Source organism: Photobacterium damselae (assembly GCF_003026815.1).
Lineage (GTDB): Bacteria > Pseudomonadota > Gammaproteobacteria > Enterobacterales > Vibrionaceae > Photobacterium > Photobacterium damselae.
In genome coordinates this window covers 115401-134251 of record NZ_PYOG01000005.1, presented here as the reverse complement: position 1 = coordinate 134251, position 18851 = coordinate 115401, and the positions used below count along the sequence as shown (strand labels likewise).

Annotated in this window: 18 protein-coding genes and 1 riboswitch; of the genes, 10 read left to right on the top strand and 8 right to left on the bottom strand. The window is 39.1% G+C overall.

The features are described 5' to 3' along the window. Nucleotides 1-27: 27 nt before the first annotated feature. From CTN07_RS07430 to CTN07_RS07420, 3 genes are all read left to right on the top strand, one after another. The gene (locus CTN07_RS07430) at nt 28-861 is read left to right on the top strand and encodes a hypothetical protein (protein ID WP_005299630.1); all 834 of its coding nucleotides are present in this window, start codon (nt 28-30) and stop codon (nt 859-861) included. A gap of 397 nt (nt 862-1258) precedes the next feature. Further along, nucleotides 1259-1348, top strand: coding sequence for a hypothetical protein (locus tag CTN07_RS23440; protein WP_501037820.1), 90 nt, complete (start codon nt 1259-1261; stop codon nt 1346-1348). Between the two features lie 125 nt (nt 1349-1473). Then, entirely contained in the window at nt 1474-2697 is a 1224-nt protein-coding gene (locus CTN07_RS07420) for a patatin-like phospholipase family protein (protein ID WP_005299628.1), read from the top strand. A gap of 82 nt (nt 2698-2779) precedes the next feature. Here the strand turns inward: CTN07_RS07420 and CTN07_RS07410 are convergent, their stop codons facing one another. The 3 genes from CTN07_RS07410 to CTN07_RS07400 form a co-directional block, all read right to left on the bottom strand. After that, on the bottom strand, nt 2780-3685 hold the full coding sequence (locus CTN07_RS07410) for a manganese-dependent inorganic pyrophosphatase (RefSeq protein ID WP_005299625.1): 906 nt from the start codon (nt 3683-3685) through the stop codon (nt 2780-2782). Between the two features lie 267 nt (nt 3686-3952). Beyond that, entirely contained in the window at nt 3953-4954 is a 1002-nt protein-coding gene (locus tag CTN07_RS07405; protein WP_005299623.1) for a GGGtGRT protein, read from the bottom strand. 66 nt (nt 4955-5020) lie between these two features. Next, nucleotides 5021-5713, bottom strand: a complete 693-nt coding sequence (locus tag CTN07_RS07400; protein ID WP_005299621.1) for an iron-sulfur cluster assembly scaffold protein — start codon at nt 5711-5713, stop codon at nt 5021-5023. A 232-nt stretch (nt 5714-5945) separates the two neighbouring features. Next, nucleotides 5946-6023: riboswitch (Fluoride riboswitch) on the bottom strand. A 187-nt stretch (nt 6024-6210) separates the two neighbouring features. Between CTN07_RS07400 and CTN07_RS07395 the strand changes: the two genes are divergently transcribed. The 3 genes from CTN07_RS07395 (at nt 6211) to emrD (ending at nt 8932) form a co-directional block, all read left to right on the top strand. Beyond that, on the top strand, nt 6211-6546 hold the full coding sequence (locus CTN07_RS07395; protein ID WP_036763963.1) for a hypothetical protein: 336 nt from the start codon (nt 6211-6213) through the stop codon (nt 6544-6546). A gap of 227 nt (nt 6547-6773) precedes the next feature. Continuing rightward, a complete protein-coding gene (locus CTN07_RS07390) occupies nt 6774-7373 on the top strand; it encodes a GTP cyclohydrolase II (protein ID WP_036763961.1) in 600 nt (199 codons plus the stop codon). Between the two features lie 377 nt (nt 7374-7750). Continuing rightward, nucleotides 7751-8932, top strand: a complete 1182-nt coding sequence (gene emrD, locus CTN07_RS07385; RefSeq protein ID WP_036765036.1) for a multidrug efflux MFS transporter EmrD — start codon at nt 7751-7753, stop codon at nt 8930-8932. A gap of 117 nt (nt 8933-9049) precedes the next feature. On the opposite strand, the gene CTN07_RS07380 is transcribed toward emrD, so the two are convergent. The 3 genes from CTN07_RS07380 to CTN07_RS07370 form a co-directional block, all read right to left on the bottom strand. After that, nucleotides 9050-9376: an HI1450 family dsDNA-mimic protein gene (locus tag CTN07_RS07380; protein ID WP_005299616.1), complete on the bottom strand. Its 327-nt coding sequence runs from the start codon at nt 9374-9376 to the stop codon at nt 9050-9052. A gap of 206 nt (nt 9377-9582) precedes the next feature. Next, on the bottom strand, nt 9583-10152 hold the full coding sequence (gene efpL, locus CTN07_RS07375; protein ID WP_005299614.1) for an elongation factor P-like protein EfpL: 570 nt from the start codon (nt 10150-10152) through the stop codon (nt 9583-9585). Nucleotides 10153-10332: 180 nt separating this feature from the next. After that, nucleotides 10333-11868, bottom strand: coding sequence for an EAL domain-containing protein (locus CTN07_RS07370; protein ID WP_005299612.1), 1536 nt, complete (start codon nt 11866-11868; stop codon nt 10333-10335). 206 nt (nt 11869-12074) lie between these two features. Here CTN07_RS07370 and CTN07_RS07365 point away from each other — a divergent pair, with 206 nt between their 5' ends. Both CTN07_RS07365 and CTN07_RS07360 read left to right on the top strand, forming a co-directional pair. Further along, nucleotides 12075-14453, top strand: coding sequence for a DNA polymerase II (locus CTN07_RS07365; RefSeq protein WP_036765033.1), 2379 nt, complete (start codon nt 12075-12077; stop codon nt 14451-14453). Nucleotides 14454-14534: 81 nt separating this feature from the next. After that, a complete protein-coding gene (locus tag CTN07_RS07360) occupies nt 14535-15044 on the top strand; it encodes a YqhA family protein (protein WP_036763957.1) in 510 nt (169 codons plus the stop codon). A gap of 48 nt (nt 15045-15092) precedes the next feature. On the opposite strand, the gene CTN07_RS07355 is transcribed toward CTN07_RS07360, so the two are convergent. Then, nucleotides 15093-15410, bottom strand: a complete 318-nt coding sequence (locus CTN07_RS07355; RefSeq protein ID WP_005299608.1) for a hypothetical protein — start codon at nt 15408-15410, stop codon at nt 15093-15095. 283 nt (nt 15411-15693) lie between these two features. Between CTN07_RS07355 and CTN07_RS07350 the strand changes: the two genes are divergently transcribed. Next, a complete protein-coding gene (locus CTN07_RS07350; protein ID WP_036763954.1) occupies nt 15694-15960 on the top strand; it encodes a DUF1289 domain-containing protein in 267 nt (88 codons plus the stop codon). 57 nt (nt 15961-16017) lie between these two features. Here CTN07_RS07350 and rplY read toward each other — a convergent pair whose 3' ends face one another. Next, nucleotides 16018-16296, bottom strand: a complete 279-nt coding sequence (gene rplY / locus CTN07_RS07345; RefSeq protein WP_005299606.1) for a 50S ribosomal protein L25 — start codon at nt 16294-16296, stop codon at nt 16018-16020. Nucleotides 16297-16612: 316 nt separating this feature from the next. Here rplY and CTN07_RS07340 point away from each other — a divergent pair, with 316 nt between their 5' ends. Further along, on the top strand, nt 16613-18769 hold the full coding sequence (locus CTN07_RS07340) for a TonB-dependent hemoglobin/transferrin/lactoferrin family receptor (RefSeq protein WP_005299605.1): 2157 nt from the start codon (nt 16613-16615) through the stop codon (nt 18767-18769). Nucleotides 18770-18851 lie beyond the last annotated feature (82 nt).

The window sequence follows — 18851 nt, the reverse complement described above, 5'->3', positions numbered from 1 at the left end:
GCAGGCGTTATACGCTTATGGAGTATTATGAAAATATCTAAAACTCGCTATCAAATTAGAAAAGAAATACAGCAGTTATCTCGTATTGATTCATCAAAAATATCTATTCCATACTTAACTTCTAAAGTGGATAGTCTATTAAAAGGTATGTGGACTCCTTGGTTTGGAGGACCATTTTATGAAGTTTGGCGAGCACGTTCTGGATTTTATAATAATATATCTGAACTATGGTGCCCACCTGCAGAGTGCGTATTAAAACGTGGACGAATGAATGATATTAATGAATCAATTTTTTATTCATGTTTTGGGCACAATGCTAACTTAGGCTCTCTTGAGGAAATACGCACAGAAGTTGGCGATATTGTTACTCAGCTTTGTTGTAAATTAGACCCTGAAGACAAAATACTAAAGGTTTTAAGTTTAGGTCACGCAGATATTTGGATGAAAGAAAAAGCACCGGATTATATGAAGCAGTACTTTATTGACGCAGAAGCACGATATAAAGCAGACTGCGGTACCGATGAGCAATACTCGAGGAGTTTAGTGCTAAAAAACTGGGTTAATGATACATTTATTGAAAAAGTAAATGATGGACAAGAATGTAAGTATGCTCATTCGATAGCTATTTCTAAAGCTTTTTTTTCTGGTTTTGACTGTGAAGGAATCTTATACCCAAGTGTTGCTTCTAATGCGAAAGCTGTTAATTTGGTTTTGAAACCAAGAGTGGCTGAAGCATATCTCAAACCAAATTATGCAAGAGTAGTAGAAATCGTATCTAAATCATCTCAAGGATTTGGACTAAAAATTAAAAATGAAAGTAAGTCGATATCAAGTGATGGGACGATAAACTGGTCTTGGTAGGGGTATAACAGAAGGGAACCGATACCTATCCGGAGTATTGGACAATCCCAAACGACCTTATATAAGTAAATATTGAAAATATCATGAAGGGTGATGCTGAAAAAGAAGTCGAGCACTAGTCTTTCTTTTCCTAACATCTATCTGCCAACATAGAACAAATATTCTAAGTGCTTTTGTCCAAAAATCATCTAAATGCTCAGGAAAACCCTGAGCATTTAGCAAAACATAAAGTGTCATATGCATCTAAGTAAATGATGAACGTTCGCTAACAATTCATTACCAAAAAAACCACCCCTAAAACAAAAAATTGCCATTTTCTTTGTCAAATCCCACAATCTGATTCTACACTTATGTTAACAAATGGTTACAATATCAAGGCGCATAGGGGAGAACAGAAATGGAATTTAGTTTGAGATTCGCTTTATTATCAACGGGTGTTACTTTTGCGTATTTGGTCGCTTTTGGTCTTATTGCCTTACATGCGTAATCGTTCTTACAAGCCGTAACAAATTGGGCAGGGAAGCAATGACAAACTATGGCTCTCTGCTCATTTTTATTTAGGTAAGTTGAGTATAATCCACGCCATGATCTGTTGTTGTCGGGGGATTTGTCATGAATCATCTACCTTTTACTTTATCCACATTAGAGTCTGAGCTCTGGCAACCAATTGCTGAAGATTTTTGTGGCAAAAAATATCAAAAAATTGCGTTGGTTGTACAAGGTGGAGGACAAAGAGGCATTTTTACCGCTGGCGTGCTGGATGCTTTCCTTGAGGCAAACTTTGATCCTTTCCAGCTTTATATTGGCACATCAGCAGGTGCTTTAAATCTCTCTTCATTTATTAGCCGACAAGAGATGTTTGGCTACAATTTTATTACTCAATACACCTCACAAGACAATTTCTTCAGTCTTTATAAATACCTCAGCCAACAACGCTCTATGGATTTGGATTGGGCACTGGATATTGTTGCGCCCGATGGTTCAATGGCATTGGATTTCTCCCAAGCACAAAAAACATTAGTGGGACGAAAAGCATTTGCTTGTGCTACTAGAAAAGACTCATTACAAGATATTTATCTGCCTATGTACCAGGATAACTGGCGTGATGTTCTGCGAGCCAGTTGCGCGATCCCCGTGTTGTATCAACATCCCGTTAATATTGGCGATTTAGAGTGGGTAGATGGGGGCGTAAGTGCTGCAATTCCAGCTAAAGAAGCTTGGCGTCAAGGGGCCGATCTGGTTGTGATTATTCGTACTGAATCGTTAGACATAGAACTGGATGATGAAAGCGAGCAAAGTGCAATTCAAGACTGGAAAGATAGGCTAGAGCAAGGTCTGCCAGAATATGTCGAAAAGCTTAACTTACAAGAGTCATTAGATAAGTTTCGGGTTTTTCACAGTGAGATCTCCGAGCGATTTTCACAGTGGAAAAATGAGCTACCTTGGCGTGATTTGGATAAAACCGAGCAAGAGTTAGAGATTGAAGCGAACGTGACTCAAGCTACCGAATCAATAAATAAAAAAGGGTGGTTGACTCAAGATAATATTGAACGCTTTTTAAAACTGGCAGGTTACAGCCGCAGCGCCGAAGTGATCGAAATGTTGACGCGCTACTATGAAACCTACAAAGACATGAATGATTTTATTGAGTCGCCACCAGCAGGACTCGATGTAATTCAGATAGCCCCAGAAGCTCAGCTAAAAAGTCGGGCTTTGCTCAGTAATGCAGATGATTTAGAAATGGATTATCGGCAAGGTAAGTTAATTGGTCGTGAGTTCGTTAAACATTATGGCGCAGTATTAAAGCGGCCTGATGATCTACCAAAAGCATCGTAACTTAACGCTGTTATTTGTCCCTTTAATAAAAAAGAAGCACCCAAGTGGATGCTTCTTCTTTTATCAAGACAAGAAATCTAGATTACGCTAGAACTTCTTGTAGCCAAGGCCAACCTTGTTTCTTACGGCTTAATGTGTTTTCCATCATTAGCATGCCGTCGTTAGCGTGTTGGTCTAGGATATTATTCCACTCACCTTTGTATAGTAGGCGAGTTGTGCTAGTTGTGATGTCTGTTAGCATTAGAGCAGCCATTGCTAGCTTCTCTTCGTCACAACGACGCTGTAGATCAGCTTCTAGCTCTTCGATCATCTCTTCAACTTGCTCTAGAGTTGCAAGTTCGATCTGACCAACAACAACGTCACGACCGTTGAATGGGTAGCCTTTAAGGTCTTTTTCAACAAGTTGTGCTGCAGTTAGACCTGCAATGTCAGTTTTAGCGATAAGAAGTGCTTTGATGAATGCATCAAGATCTTCAATACCTGCGATTGCTGCAAGCTCAGCAACAGCATCTTTATCTTTTTGAGTACAAGTTGGAGATGCGAAACCTACTGTATCAGATAGGATTGCAGACATCATAAGAAGTGCTAGTTCACGAGTGATTTCGTGACCTTCAATCTTAAATAGGTTGAATAGTACAGTACAAGTACAACCTACAGGCCAGATCCAAGCTTCTAGAGGGTTGATTGTCATTACATCACCTAGACGGTGGTGGTCAACAATACCTACAACTTCTGCTTCTGCTAGATCATCAGGAGCTTGAGCAAGATCTGAATAGTCAACTAGCCATACTTTTTCGCCAGCAACGCTAGTACGTAGTTCTGGTGCTGCTACGCCTGCAATCTCAAGGATGTGTTGAGTTTCGCGGTTTAGCTCACCTTGACGAATAGCTGTAGCTTCAAGACCACGAGCTTTAAGAAGAGCTGTACATACTAGTGCTGAACAGATGCTATCGCTATCTGGGTTTTTGTGACCTACTACTTGGATCATGATGTTTCCTTTACGACATCGACACATTGAGATGCATCGTAGTGTTAGACTAACTTGACCACTTAGGATGGGTAAACGGCATTCACAGTTTACGAGTAGAGTAGGGTTCCTGAAATCTTCTGGAAACTCATATCACTAAATGATCGGATGGAGTGATTTTAGTGAATTTCTCAAAAATAACAATTCAGAAAAACAAATAAAGGTGCAGTTGATTAAAACCGCACCTTTTTCGTTAGTTGAAGATAAAGCTATTTATGATTGCGATTATTATTTTTGAGCTTGCTCAATCGCTACTGCAACCGCAACAGTAGCACCAACCATTGGGTTGTTACCCATGCCGATAAGTCCCATCATCTCTACGTGAGCAGGAACAGAAGATGAACCAGCAAATTGAGCGTCTGAGTGCATACGACCCATAGTATCAGTCATACCGTAAGAGGCTGGACCTGCTGCTACGTTATCTGGGTGAAGAGTACGACCTGTACCACCACCTGATGCTACAGAGAAGTAGCCAAGGCCAGATTCAAGACGTTCTTTTTTGTAAGTACCTGCAACAGGGTGTTGGAAACGTGTTGGGTTAGTTGAGTTACCTGTAATTGAGATATCAACATTTTCACGATGCATAATCGCAACACCTTCACGAACATCATCTGCACCATAACAGTTAATGTCACCACGTTGGCTTTTAGAGAAACGACGCTCATTAACAATCTCTAGTTCACCAGTTGAGTAGTTAAACTGAGTTTGAACGTAGTTAAAGCCGTTAATACGAGCAATTAGGTATGCCGCATCTTTACCTAAACCATTTAGGATTACGCGTAGTGGGTTTTTACGTACTTTGTTTGCGTTTAGTGCAATTTTGATCGCACCTTCTGCTGCTGCGTAAGACTCGTGACCTGCCAGGAAGCAGAAACACTGAGTTTCATCACTAAGCAGACGAGCACCTAAACGACCATGGCCTAAACCCACTTGACGTTGATCGGCTACAGAACCTGGAATACAGAATGCTTGTAGACCTTGGCCTAGGTATTCTGCGGCTTCAGCTGCGTTTTTTGCGCCTTCTTTAAGAGCAATTGCAGCACCTAGTACATAAGCCCATGATGCGTTTTCAAAGGCGATAGGTTGAGTTTCTTTTACGATATCGTAAGCACGAACACCTTTGTCTTCAACGAACTGACGTGCTTCTTCTAGCGATGCGAAACCGTATTTTTCTAGAACAGGAGTGATTTGGTTGATACGACGATCAAAGCTTTCGAACAATGCAGCCATGATAAAATCCTCAATAAATTTAGCAAATTAGGTTGTAATTAAATATATGGTTAACAGCTTAGCTGATTATTCGTGACGTGGATCGATAGTACGAACCGCTTCATCGAAACGACCATATTGACCAGTTGCTTGCTCCATTGCTTCATTAGCTGGAACGCCTTTACTGATAGATTCCATCATCTTGCCTAGGTTAACAAAGCGGTAACCGATGATTTCTTCATTTTCATCTAACGCGACTTTAGTTACATAACCTTCGGCCATTTCCATATAACGTGGACCTTTTGCACGAGTACCGTAATGAGTACCTACTTGGCTACGTAAGCCTTTACCAAGATCTTCAAGACCAGCACCAATTGGTAGACCATCTAAAGAGAAGGCAGTTTGAGTACGACCATAAACAAACTGTAGGAAAATTTCGCGCATTGCTACGTTGATAGCATCACAAACAAGGTCGGTGTTTAGCGCTTCTAGAATGGTTTTGCCTGTAATTAATTCAGAAGCCATTGCTGCAGAGTGTGTCATACCTGAACAGCCAATAGTTTCAATCAATGCTTCTTCAATAATGCCATTTTTAACGTTAAGCGTTAGTTTTGCTGCACCTTGTTGTGGTGCACATGTACCAACACCGTGGCTTAAACCTGAAATCGCAATAACATCTTTTGGACTCACCCAACGGCCTTCTACAGGAATCGGAGCTGATTCGTGTTGTGGACCACGAGATAGGGGACACATGTTTTGAACTTCTGCTGAATATTGCATTGCTTTGCCTCACTGTGACAATTTTAATTCTTAAAACTCAAAGAAAACTGAAATAAAACAGAGTAAGGAATCACTTTGAGTCTTAGATTTTTAATTTATTTGTCAAAAACATTGAGGGGGCGGAGAGCATGGATAGATCTATTCCAACAACATCAATCTATACAGAGTAGTAATACGTCATTTCTTACGCTATTCACCCAATATAGATCTATCCGCGACCCATCAAAGTCGACTGTTGTTAGACGTCATCATCCTTAGAGAAAAAGATCAGAAAGGCGGTTAAAGGAGGAACATCATCTCCCGTTAAGATTTATATTATCTTAACCAGCATTAATTTGCTTCTGGAATAACTATACACTTTTTAAGGTTTTATGACCCCTGATATTTTTTTAATTAAAGATTGCAAATATGGTTTTTACTCCGCTTATAAACATGTATAAAATATATAACTTATAAAGTGAGAAGAAAAAGACAATAACAACGTAGAAGGAAAGCTAATGAGCAAATTACACCGCACATGGATAACATTGAGCTTCTGGTTGCTTGCGGCCCATGCACTTCGATTTGGTTATGTTGGCACTTGCATTGTTTTAGCCTTATTACCCGGTTTACTTCTGTTATCACAAACGGTTATCACCAAAATATTGCAGATCGGTTTATTTGCAGGGGCCTTCTTCTGGATTTATACCACCTATGACATGCTAAATATGCGTCTTGCGATGGGAGGGGATTGGGAGCGAATGTTCGCCATTATGTCTGGGGTGATTGTTTTTACGCTATATTCAGCTTGTATTTGCGATGAAGCCAGTCATTCTCATAAACCCATAAAATAAATAAGGTTGAAAGTGTTATAATATAACATTAGTATTCATGACTAAAAGGTAAGACCAAAAACTAACGCTGTTTTAGTTAAGTGATTTTCGTTATTATCTTGTCATAAATCAGTTTGCATTGCGGTTGATATCTACGCCATAACGATTGCGAGATAAGCCAAACTGCGCAAACACGAATAAACCCTGTGGTTATGTTTAATAATCACCTAGAAGTACTCAGGTATACAATGGTAACAGTAAGAGCACGAGTGCCTTTTAAAGTAGGCCTTCAAAGTAATATCCCAGCCGATCTGCTTTCTTTTCATGGATTAGAGTCAGGGAAAGAGCACGTTGCTATTATTTTTCGAGATGCAGATAAGCAATCTCAACCACCGTTAGTGCGTATGCATTCTGAGTGTTTAACTGGCGATGTTTTCCATTCATCTCGTTGTGACTGTGGTGAGCAGCTTGATGAAACCATTACTAAGATGGGTGAGCTAGGTGGCGTATTATTGTATTTACGCCAAGAGGGTCGCGGGATTGGCCTTTATAATAAGATTGATGCTTATAAGCTACAAAGCGAAGGCATGAATACTTATGAAGCGAACAACCATTTAGGTTTCCCAGATGATCTACGTGATTTCTCTGAAGCGGCGCAAATGTTAAAGGCATTGGGCCTAGAAGAAATTCGCTTAATTACTAATAACCCGAAGAAAATTCGTGAGTTAGAAGAAAACGGTATTAAGATCGCGGAAGTTGTTGGTACTAAAGCACATATTAAAGACGGCAACGAAAATTACCTTAAAGCTAAGGTGAGTCACGGTCATCATCGATTAGATGTAAAATAAACCGTAAATTATCTTATACAAAACACGATTTATAAGCCTCAGCAGAAATGTTGGGGTTTTTGTTTATCTATTGTTTTTAAAGCGTTTTATTTTGATTCTACCGCATTGTTTTTCAGATTAGTTTATCTAATGGTTTGCATAATAAAGAATCTTGATTGATAAGCTTGCCAGTATCTCAAAATAACACTACTATCTCGCTCTAAATCAGAGTATGAAGCTAAATATAAACAACCTTTTGGGTTATATCCCTTATTAGATTTATTACTCTAGTATTTTATTCTGTTATTGGTCGGTAATTCGCAAAAATTTACCCATTTTCGACATATTATTCTGTTTTGAGGGCGCAGGTTGTGATTCAGCAATCTTCTTCAGTAAAAATGGCTCGTTTGCTATTTCTTTTAATTATTCTTGTTGCAGTTGGGCAGATGACCCAAACCATGTATGTGCCTGCAATACCTGAAATGGCAGCAGCATTCGCGACTAAGTCGGCATACTTACAAGCGGTGATGGCAGCGTATTTGATCCCATATGGATTATCGCAATTTATTTACGGGCCTATTTCAGACAAAATTGGCCGTCGACCTGTAACGATTGCAGGTATGAGTATCTTCTTAGCGGGTACGGTTCTTGCGCTATTTTCTTCAAGCTTTGAGTTGTTTTTAGCGGCGAGTTTTATTCAGGGCTGTGGTACAGGTTGTAGTGGTGCGATGTCTCGAACCGTAACTCGTGACTGCTATGAAGGCGCAGATCTACACAAAGCGAACAGTTTAATCAGCATGGGGGTAATTTTCTCTCCATTGATTGCGCCTGTTCTTGGTGGATACCTATCTACGCATATGGGTTGGAAAGCAAGCTACGGTTTTCTTTTGATCTTCGGCGCATTTGTCACGATTGCGATGATGGCTTGGTTTAGTGAAACTCTGCCTGTTGAGAAACGCCGTACTGATAGTGCAATGGCAAGTTATCGTTACGTTTTAAGTAACCGTCAATTCCAAGGCTATGTGCTGTGCTTAATCGCTACCTTTGCTGGTATCGCAGCATTTGAAGCCGCGGCTGGTGTGTTATTGGGTAGTGTATTAAAACTGGATCCAACAACCGTAAGCTGGTTATTTATCGTGCCATTACCAGGTTATTTGATGGGAGCATGGTGCTCATCAATGCTGGTGGGACGTATTGGCAACCGACGTGTACTGTATATTGGTATGGCAGCATTGGCATTAGGAGCCGTGACCATTTTGATCCCAGGTATTGAAGGTTTGGTGACTGTAACTTCTCTAATTGGTGGCGCTTTCATTTACTTCTTTGGTGCAGGTATTCTATTTCCATCTGCGACCACAGCAGCAATTGAGCCTTTCCCAAATCATGCTGGTACAGCAGGTGCCGTACTTGGTGGATTACAAAACCTAGGGGCAGGTATTGCGACACTGGCAGCATCATTTATGCGTGCTAGCGATCAATTTAGCTTAGGTTCTGTGCTATCGGTTATGGCGATTATTGTGATTGTGAGCCTATTCTTGGTTCGCCGCAGTCAGCACCATTCTCCAGTTATGGCATCTTAATGGTTATAACTAGTTAGCAATAAACACGCTAATAAATACAATAAAAAACGGCGCAGAGGTTAATCTAACTTCTGCGCCGTTTTTGTAATCGTAACTTTATTTATAACCAAATAATGGTTAGTCGCGTTTCCACAGAATGTGACAGAACTTGTTATCTTCTTCACGACAAATCAGCATACGTGCGAATACATCGTCAAGCTCATCTGTTTCTTCGTTAACAAGACCGATGCGAACTTCAGCGTAACGCTCTTTATCAACATCAAAGCCGACATGTTCAGCCCAATCATCTTTGGTTTCAACCAGTTCAGCTGCGCCGCGATCATCGAACTGCATAGTAAATAGAAGTATATCTGCAGGTTCTAAGTTATCTTGTGCCATTTCAAGAAAAATGTCATAAGCCGCATCAATCACATCATCGTATGAGATTAGGTTTGAGTTATCCATATATCGAGGTTCTCTGTTTCGGAAATACCGACGGGTTTATAGTGAGATTATATACTTAAGTCAGTTCAAGATGCTAGGTTAAGCAAGCATGATTGGAAGTGATGAGGTGATTCAAGAAAACAGAAGGGGATGTGTATAAAGAGCTATATCAGGGTGAGTAGCTAAAGGCTTGCATGATCTACAAGCCTTTATCTGAGCAAACTAAATTAGTCTGCACGGCACATAAATTTACGCTCAGAAGTGTTGATGCGTACTTTATCACCTGTTGCAATGTACTCAGGAACCTGAACGGTTAAGCCTGTTGCAAAACGAGCTGGTTTAGTACGAGCAGATGCTGATGCACCTTTGATTGACGGATCAGTTTCTTCAATCACCATTTCAACCGAAGCAGGTAGCTCTAGGCCGATTGGCTTTTCATTAGCAACAAGAACTAGAAGACCTTGAATATCTTCAGTGATGTAAAGTAGTTCGTCTTCGATATCTTCTTTATTGAACGTGTACTGAGTAAAGTCTTCGTTATCCATGAAGATGTACTCATCACCGTCAACGTATGAGAAGCTAGATTGATGACGAGAAAGATCAACGGTTTCAAGGATATCATCGCCTTTGAAACGTTCTTCTACTTTCAGGCCAGTTGCAACATCAGTAAAACGCATACGGTATAGAGTCGATGCGCCACGTGCACTTGGGCTCTGAACGTCAATATCTTTAACTAGAAGTAGCTTACCGTTTAGTTCAACAGCAGCGCCTTTTTTGATTTCATTAGCTCTAGGCATTGTAAAAGCTCTTGTTAAAAATTAAAGGAACGATTCCGCGATGGCTAATAAATCGAGATTGGTAACAACGCTCTGGATTAGTCGCCGTGGAAAAAGGTTATATACCATGATTGAAGAGTACCACCAAGTATTAATCCTAAATCATCATGGAATTGTTTGATTTTGTATAATAAATCCTAGTTATAAGGGGATAAACCGATTACCAAGATGGTTTTTTAATGCGTGGTAGTAATCATCAAAAGTCATAGGTTTGGCATAATAATAGCCTTGGCAAGCTTCTATCCCAATTTTTTTCGCATACTGGGCTTGCTCTTTTGTTTCCACACCTTCTGCAACCAAACTGCAATGAAGTTTATGACCCATTTGGGCGATATTATCTAAAATAGACAATGAAATCGCATCATTACTCGAAAGATTAATAAAAGTTCGATCGATTTTTAATATGTCAAAACTGAGTTGTTGCAGTGTTGCCAGTCCTGAATAACCGGTACCAAAATCATCAAGAGCCCATTTCACGCCATAAGAGCGAAGTAAATCCATTCCTTGTTTTAGTTTTAGCAATTTGGCTGGACTAAACGGTTCACGCTCGGTTAATTCAATGACTAGGCCGTGTTGTAAATCTGGATTCATTTGTAGAATCTGAACCAATTTAGTAACAAATTGCGTATTTGCTATCATTGATGGTGTCATATTAATTGAGAAATAACTATGAGGGACCAATTGTTCAATATAGGTTTTTTGTAATGCAATTTGTTTGATTAAATCCAGCGTCATTTGGTGAATTAATTCCGATCTTTCTGCAATATGAATAAATTGATCTGGCGGAATAAGACCGGCTTTTGGGTGATTCCAACGCACTAACAATTCCGCACCACACCATCGGTTATTTTTCGCTGAAATAATCGGTTGGTAATAGCCAATAAACTCATGGTTATCAATACCACGTTGGATCTCTGCCGAAAGAGATTGACGGCGATGGTAATAGTTGTGAGCTAATACTAGGCATAAAGAACTAAAAATTGTGAGGAGGATAATGGTGTAGGGTAGGTTATATTTGAAGTAGCACCAATAAATCTCATTATCAAAACTGGCGGTAAAATGTAAATTGTAGTTCTCTGAATAACGATGATATGTGTGTTGATATTGGCTTTCATGCGGGCCTGTACATACAATGGTTTGTCCTAAACTGTTAACACAGGCATGAATATGTTTATCTAAAAGGTGTTGTTCAAGCCAAAACTTTAAAAAAGCATCATTAATCAAAAAACGATACCAAGTTTGTTTTGCTACCGGCAACATAATATAAAGACCATCAATATCGTATCGAAGGCTTCTTCCTCTATAGATGATATAACCATTATTATCTTTATATTTGTTTAACTGCTCGATATTAATTGTTTGCGCTTGCTCCTGCATTCCTCGATCACTGCATATAAATTGATTCTTATTTATATAAGTGATCTCTTGAATCGACATCGATTTCAATACAGTACTTTCTAAATGATTAATAAATGTTTCGGAGCAAATAGGAGCCGTTGAATGAAGAAATTTAATTTCATTGGTCATTCTATTTAAGTATTGCGTTGTTGCAGTATCAATAGTGGATAGCATTTCTTCTGTTTGATGGTTTACTTGAAAACGTATCCAAATAAGATTCACTGCTAACCCAATTATTACTGAGCAAATAAACAGCAATATTGTTTTGCTTTTACTCATGTTCCTAGCCTAATGAGTTATTATTATTAAATATATTCCCTGCAATCATATAGTATATGCGCTAGGTTTTCATTTTGAATTATCGTCAAATTAACGTCATGAATGATTTTATTGTAATCAATGAGTGTGTTTGCTGAAAAAACAACCATCAAGATAACGTATTATGGGTTAGAATTGAGGTGTATAAAAATACAGTAGAGGTTCGTTTGCAAGTACATCAGACAGGGTTCGTTCTCACTCGACAAGGACGAGATAGTCATGATCAGACTGATATTACATTATGGGTGAATACAGCTCAGGGGCCTTGCCGTCTAAATATTAAAGGTGAATCACCTATTTGTTTTATTGCAACAGAGAATGAGCAAACGGCCGCTCAATTACTACGCCAGCACAATGAGTTAGTCTCTTGGCGTCAGTTAGGACTGAAAACCTTCAATCATACTTCAGTATCTGTGTGCTATTGCAAAACGATCAAGCAATTATCAAGAGTCATAGAGCTACTTAATCGTAATGATATTATTACCTATGAAGATGATATTCGTTTAGCTGATCGTTATTTAATGGAACGCTTTATTCGTGGTGGTTTGCACTTTACGGGAACAGCAAAGCAGCGAAAGGGCTTCATCGATTATTACGATGTAAAAACAAAATCGGCTGATTTTCAACCCGATCTTAATCTTGTCTCGCTTGATATAGAATGCTCCGAAAAAGGTGTTCTCTACTCGGTTGGCCTACATAGCAAAGCAGATAGTCGAGTGATTATGGTGGGTGAACCTCAGCATCTTATTGACCAAACAACGCCAATTTATTGGGTGCGTGATGAGTCCCAACTTCTGATGGCTCTGGTTGATTGGTTCCATGAATTTGATCCTGATATTGTGATTGGCTGGAATGTTATCGACTTTGATTTTCGTTTACTGCTTCAAAGAGCTGAATGGAATAAAGTGCCGTTTAAAATTGGTCGAGGCCAGCAAAATGCCCATTACCGACAGTCTAATCAAAATAGAAATCAGGGTTTCTTAACGATTCCCGGTCGTGTGGTTCTCGATGGTATCGATACATTAAAAACGGCGACTTATAATTTCCGCTCGTGGTCTCTTGAGGCTGTCTCCCAAGAACTATTAGGAGAAGGGAAACAAATTCATAATGTTCATGATCGAATGGCGGAAATTAATGAGATGTTTCGTCATAATAAGCAAGCGTTAGCCAAATATAATTTACAAGATTGCAAATTGGTTACCCGTATATTTGAACAGACACATTCGCTTGATTTTGCGATTGAACGCAGCCGTTTAACCGGAGTTGAACTTGATCGGGTAGGCGGTTCTGTGGCCGCTTTTACCAACCTCTATCTTCCTCAATTACATCGCGCTGGTTATATCGCCCCTAATCTTGCTACTGATAATTGGATAGCAAGTCCTGGTGGCTATGTCATGGACTCAAAACCTGGCTTATATGATTCAGTATTAGTGCTGGATTTTAAGTCGCTGTATCCTTCTATTATTCGTTCTTTTCGTATTGACCCAATGGGGTTAGTTGAAGGCCTGTTATTAGTAGAAGGAAAAGAACATGATCGCGCAATTGCCGGTTTCCGTGGTGGGCGCTTTCATCGTGAAAAACACTTTTTACCTAAGATGATTGAAGATCTTTGGTCGGCACGAGATCAAGCTAAACGAGAGGGTGAAAAAGCATTTTCTCAAGCGATTAAAATCATTATGAACTCATTTTATGGCGTATTAGGCTCATCGGGTTGCCGTTTTTTTGATCATAGACTCGCTTCATCGATCACTATGCGTGGGCATGAGATCATGAAGAAGACCCGTGAGTTAATCGAATTAAAAGGCTATGAAGTGATTTATGGCGATACTGACTCAACATTTGTATCATTAACTCAAGCTCACTCTCAACAAGATGCGGATAAAATAGGCCATGAGCTGGTGGCTTACATTAACCAGTGGTGGACTGAACATCTGCTCAATGACTATGGACTGGACTCGGCATTAGAAATTGAGTACGAAACGCACTACCATAAATTTTTAATGCCTACGATTCGAGGGCAAGAGACGGGCAGTAAAAAACGTTATGCTGGTCTTGTATGGCGCGGTAATAACGAAGAAATGATTTTTAAAGGGCTTGAAACCGTTCGCACAGATTGGACACCATTGGCTCAAGAGTTCCAGCAAACCTTATATAAAATGATTTTTCATGATCAAAACCCTGATGAGTACATTCGCGATTATACTCAGCGAACCTCTTTGGGTGAATTTGACGATTTACTTATTTATCGCAAACGCCTACGCCGTAATCTGGATGAGTATCAAAAGAATATTCCTCCTCAAGTAAAGGCAGCTCGAATGGCGGATGAGATAAATCGAAGGTTAGGCCGACCTCTGCAATACCAAAATAAAGGTATTATTGAGTATGTGATTACATTAGCTGGGGCAGAAGCCAGTGAATATCGCCAAAATCCTATCGATTATCAGCACTATATTGATAAGCAGTTAAAGCCTGTTGCAGATGCTATCTTGCCATTTATTGGTAAACAATTTGATGATATTACAGCGGCACAATTGGGGTTATTTTAGCAATTTTGCAGGTGATTTTTGTGATTCTTGCTCACTTAGCTTAGAATTTAGTTCATATTTATTATTATCTATGAACTAAACATGAAAAATATTTTTAACACCTTTCGCCACATGGGCCTTATCGCAATCATATGCTCTACATTAGGTTCTTTGCTGCTTTTTGTTGTTGGAGCAATGAAAACTTATACGGCTTTTGCCATCGTATTTCTGGGTAAAGTACCTGAAGAAAGTATGGCTCACCTTGATACTGCAGAACTGGCTACAACGTATTTAATTAAATCCCTTGATACATTTTTAATTGCTTTTGTGTTGTTTATCTTTGCTCATGGCGTCTTCACTCTATTTATTCTTGATAAAGATGAGAAAGAGCTTAAAGGGAAGATAAAGGTTCTTAGATGGATCAATACACCTAATATTGGTCACCTTAAGAATATTCTTGCAGAAGTGATTGTCATTATTCTGTTCGTTAAGTTTTTGGAATTAGTGTTAGTTAATATTAATAACTTAACTTGGGAGATTCTTATTTTACCTATATCCATTGTTTTACTTAGTGCTGGCTTGAAATTATTAGGATTAGGGGATCATGAATAATAAAAAAGGGCTTCATCACGAAGCCCTTTTATATGAATGGCTTTAGCATTACTCTTCGTCGAAGAATTCTAGATCGACAACGGCTGATCGACTGGCGTGAATAGGATCAAATTTGATCGCGCCTCGATTAGGAGTACAGATTTTAAAGACGTCACCACAATCAAAAATTGCGAGAACTTTCTCTTCAGCACGGAAGATCTCAGGCAATTTTTCACCAACGATACATTGGCATTTTTCACCTTCGTGATTCCATACGATTTTATGAATACGTTTTGCCTGTGATGGGGCAGAGACATGCTGAGCAATTGATGAGAATACGGCCTCTGCCTGTTCAGTGCTTGTTGCCGATGGTACAAAAAAATCCATGGTTCCCTCCTTGATGTACTCTACCATTTACGAAATATTCTGTAGAGTACGAATTAAAACATATCTGCTATCAGCCTTGATAACTTTCCAAACTCTAGCAGAACTTTATATAGTTTAGCAAGAATATTGCATAAATTATCTTAAAGTGAGCTAATATTGAAATTGGTTTAATTAATCTGTATTTTTTGTTTCTGTTTTGTTGTTGATTTGATGCGTTATTTTGCTCTGAGATGGGCAGTTTGATTTAGTGATCAAACTAATTTCTCTCTGTTTAGGAGTTGCGATGGAGCAGTTAGATTTCTTTAGTGTTCCGAGCCCATGTGTAGGGAGATGTGAATCTAATAATAGGGGATATTGTAAGGGGTGTTATCGAAGTCGAGATGAGCGCTATCAATGGTTGTCATTAACCAATGATCAAAAGCGGCAAGTCATTAAGTTGTGTCGGCAAAGATATTTACGAATAATAAGGCAAGCAAAGAGAGTCAAACAGGAGAAGGAGGGGGTGAATGACCGTGAATCTCAGCCAATTCAAAAGACATTATTTGATTAGATACTAAAAAAGCGCCTCGAAAGACGCTTTTTTCTACAAGCTTTTTAAACGCAATAATTAAACGCGATTGAAGTCCATGTGGTTAACTTTTGGCTTGTATGGGTGACGTTGAATGTCTTGTGGCTTAACCTGTACTTCTTTACCGTCGATCACTAGAGTGATTACTTCGTAAAATGCAGGCTTGTCCATTTGGTTGATTACTGAATCGTGGTCTAGTACGATTGCAACTGGAGCTTCTTCACCACCGTAAACGATAGCTGGGAATTGGTTTGCGTGACGTAGACGGCGGCTCGCACCTTTACCTAGGTCAGTACGTACTACTGCTTCAAATTTCATAATATTTACTCTACATTGAGATTAAAAAATGCATCGGACAATGCGACCTTGTCCAACACTGTAAATCGAGCGCAGATACTATCAGTGAAGAACCGCTCTAGCAAGTCCCTCACCGTAAAAAATCCTTTCTAATAAATCAATTGCTGTAAATCTATCCGCTATAAACACTATTTACCTTATTAATCATTCTTATTTTACAGAACTTAGAGAAAATACGATCTAGATCACAATGATAATGATAGTAATTATCATTTATATTTGTATATAATCCATGCCAGTTTTGCAGTAACCATAATGAAAACACTAAGCAGGGATTATGAATATTAAGTTATCTTTTATTGCCAGTTCTGTTCTTTTGGCCGTTTCAACCCCATCTTTGGCTAATTCAAATAATGAATCCTCTATTTTTGATGAAGTGGTCGTATCAGGAACTCGTTCGGAACAAAGTGTTAAAAACATACCGTCGACAGTATCGAAAGTGACAGCTGAGCAGATGGAGAAAAACTTAGCTACTGATGTTAAACAAGCGCTTAAATATGAGCCAGGTGTAACTGTTAATGGTCGTGGACGTTTTGGTATGCAAGACTTTACGATTCGAGGGATGAGTGGTAACCGAGTTAAAATGCTCATTGACGGGGTAGAACAACCTATTTCGTACAATCCTGGCGCTGATGTTATGCGCAAAAACTCCAATACCATCGAGGTTGATACATTAACTGCGATTGAAATTAACAAAGGTCCATCTTCTAGCTTATATGGTAGTGATGCCCTTGGTGGTACTGTTTTCCTTCGTACTAAAAATCCAGAAGATATGCTAGATGCTGGTGATGATTCGCATGTAGGCGTCACTTCTGGTTATTCTAGTGCTGATGAACAATATAAATTAGGTTTTGAGGTGGCTAATCGTACTGGCGATCTTGAAAGTATGTTGATTTATACTTATCGCAATGGCCATGAGACCGATACCTACTATAAAGACTCAAATGAAATAGGGAATGCGAGAAAAGCTGCTAACCCATTTGATATTGCCTCTCATAATGTTTTAGCAAAGATTTTTTATCAAATTAACGGTGCGAACCGTGTTGGATTTACCGCAGAATATTATACGCGATCTGCCGATGGTCGTATTTTATCCAGTGATGGTAAGACGGTTCCAATGCGACCACCAATGCCACCTATTATGTACAGTAATAACCGAGCAGATGATCATGATCACCGTTTACGCTTAGGGCTTGAACATGAATGGTTAGCTGAGATAGCCGCTTTTGATTCATTAGAATGGAAATTGAACTGGACTGAAAGCGAATCCAAACATAATAGCTACGATAAAACCAATTACTATGGCAATCGTAATCGTTACCGTGATGGCACTGACGATACCATTCAGCTCGATATTCAGATGAAAAAAGAGTTAGAACTGGCTAATAATCGTCACGAGATCACCTACGGTGTGAGTGGTACTAATAATACGTTTGATATTACCTATACCGACTATAACTTAGATAAAGGAACGTCTAAGCCTGGACCTGAAGAAGTACCTAAATCTAAATCTGAAAAACGTGCGGTCTTTGTTCAAGATCAGATGTTTATGTTAGATGAGAAGTTAGTTGTTACTGCGGGATTACGTTATGACGATTATCAAGCTAAGCCAGATTCTGACACATTAAAAGATCATAAGAGTGATGCATTTACAGGACGTTTAGGTGCGGTTTACCACTTTACTGACAATTTCAGTACTTATGGTCAATTTACTCAAGGCTTTAGAGCACCAACCATTCATGAGTTGTACTACGATAAAGAGAATCTAGCTCACGGTTATAAAGTCATCTCGAATCCTAACTTAAAACCAGAGGAGAGTGATGCTGTTGAGTTAGGATTACGTCTAAATGGGCATTTAGGTTCAGTTGCGACATCTGTTTTCTATAATAATTATAAGAACTTCATTAAAGATGTAACGACTTATGATTCAAATAATATCCAGATCACAACGAATGAAAATGTCGATAAAGCTAAGATTTATGGTGCAGAGTTAAAAACCTCTATCTGGTTGGACGAAGCACTTAATGCTCCAATGGGTACATATGCGAACTTTTCTGTAGCATATACTCGCGGTGAAGATAAGAAGACAGGGCGCGAGTTAGATACTGTTGCACCATTAACTGCGGTATTAGGGCTTGGCTATGATTCACCTGATGAGATGTGGGGTGGTGTTGTTGATGTGACCATGGTTGCAACGAAAGACAAATGGCAAGAAGAAGACCACTTTAATACCCCAGGCTATACGGTTGTGGATATGACGACGTATTACCGACCAAGTAAAGATTTAACGGTTCGTGCGGGCCTATTTAATGCCTTTGATAAGAAGTATTGGCAGTATCAAAATATTGATGGTATTACCGTTGGTAAAGAGAATATTAATCGTAAAACAGAACCTGGTCGAAACTGGGGCGTGAATGTGAAGTACGATTTTTAATCTTAAAGCTGTTTAATACATAAAAGCAGTCCAATACATAAATTAAATCCGCATAACATGATGTTTATGCGGATTTTTTAGT

Excerpts from the sequence above, each read along its gene's own strand:
- CTN07_RS07420 (WP_005299628.1), top strand. The coding sequence starts at position 1,474 with ATGAATCATCTACCTTTTACTTTATCCACATTAGAGTCTGAGCTCTGG.
- CTN07_RS07350 (WP_036763954.1), top strand. The coding sequence starts at position 15,694 with ATGGAGCAGTTAGATTTCTTTAGTGTTCCGAGCCCATGTGTAGGGAGA.
- CTN07_RS07390 (WP_036763961.1), top strand. The coding sequence starts at position 6,774 with ATGGTAACAGTAAGAGCACGAGTGCCTTTTAAAGTAGGCCTTCAAAGT.
- CTN07_RS07340 (WP_005299605.1), top strand. The coding sequence starts at position 16,613 with ATGAATATTAAGTTATCTTTTATTGCCAGTTCTGTTCTTTTGGCCGTT.
- CTN07_RS07405 (WP_005299623.1), bottom strand. The coding sequence starts at position 4,954 with ATGGCTGCATTGTTCGAAAGCTTTGATCGTCGTATCAACCAAATCACT.
- CTN07_RS07395 (WP_036763963.1), top strand. The coding sequence starts at position 6,211 with ATGAGCAAATTACACCGCACATGGATAACATTGAGCTTCTGGTTGCTT.
- CTN07_RS07370 (WP_005299612.1), bottom strand. The coding sequence starts at position 11,868 with ATGAGTAAAAGCAAAACAATATTGCTGTTTATTTGCTCAGTAATAATT.
- efpL (WP_005299614.1), bottom strand. The coding sequence starts at position 10,152 with ATGCCTAGAGCTAATGAAATCAAAAAAGGCGCTGCTGTTGAACTAAAC.
- CTN07_RS07400 (WP_005299621.1), bottom strand. The coding sequence starts at position 5,713 with ATGCAATATTCAGCAGAAGTTCAAAACATGTGTCCCCTATCTCGTGGT.
- CTN07_RS23440 (WP_501037820.1), top strand. The coding sequence starts at position 1,259 with ATGGAATTTAGTTTGAGATTCGCTTTATTATCAACGGGTGTTACTTTT.
- CTN07_RS07430 (WP_005299630.1), top strand. The coding sequence starts at position 28 with ATGAAAATATCTAAAACTCGCTATCAAATTAGAAAAGAAATACAGCAG.
- CTN07_RS07380 (WP_005299616.1), bottom strand. The coding sequence starts at position 9,376 with ATGGATAACTCAAACCTAATCTCATACGATGATGTGATTGATGCGGCT.
- CTN07_RS07360 (WP_036763957.1), top strand. The coding sequence starts at position 14,535 with ATGAAAAATATTTTTAACACCTTTCGCCACATGGGCCTTATCGCAATC.
- rplY (WP_005299606.1), bottom strand. The coding sequence starts at position 16,296 with ATGAAATTTGAAGCAGTAGTACGTACTGACCTAGGTAAAGGTGCGAGC.
- CTN07_RS07355 (WP_005299608.1), bottom strand. The coding sequence starts at position 15,410 with ATGGATTTTTTTGTACCATCGGCAACAAGCACTGAACAGGCAGAGGCC.
- emrD (WP_036765036.1), top strand. The coding sequence starts at position 7,751 with ATGGCTCGTTTGCTATTTCTTTTAATTATTCTTGTTGCAGTTGGGCAG.
- CTN07_RS07410 (WP_005299625.1), bottom strand. The coding sequence starts at position 3,685 with ATGATCCAAGTAGTAGGTCACAAAAACCCAGATAGCGATAGCATCTGT.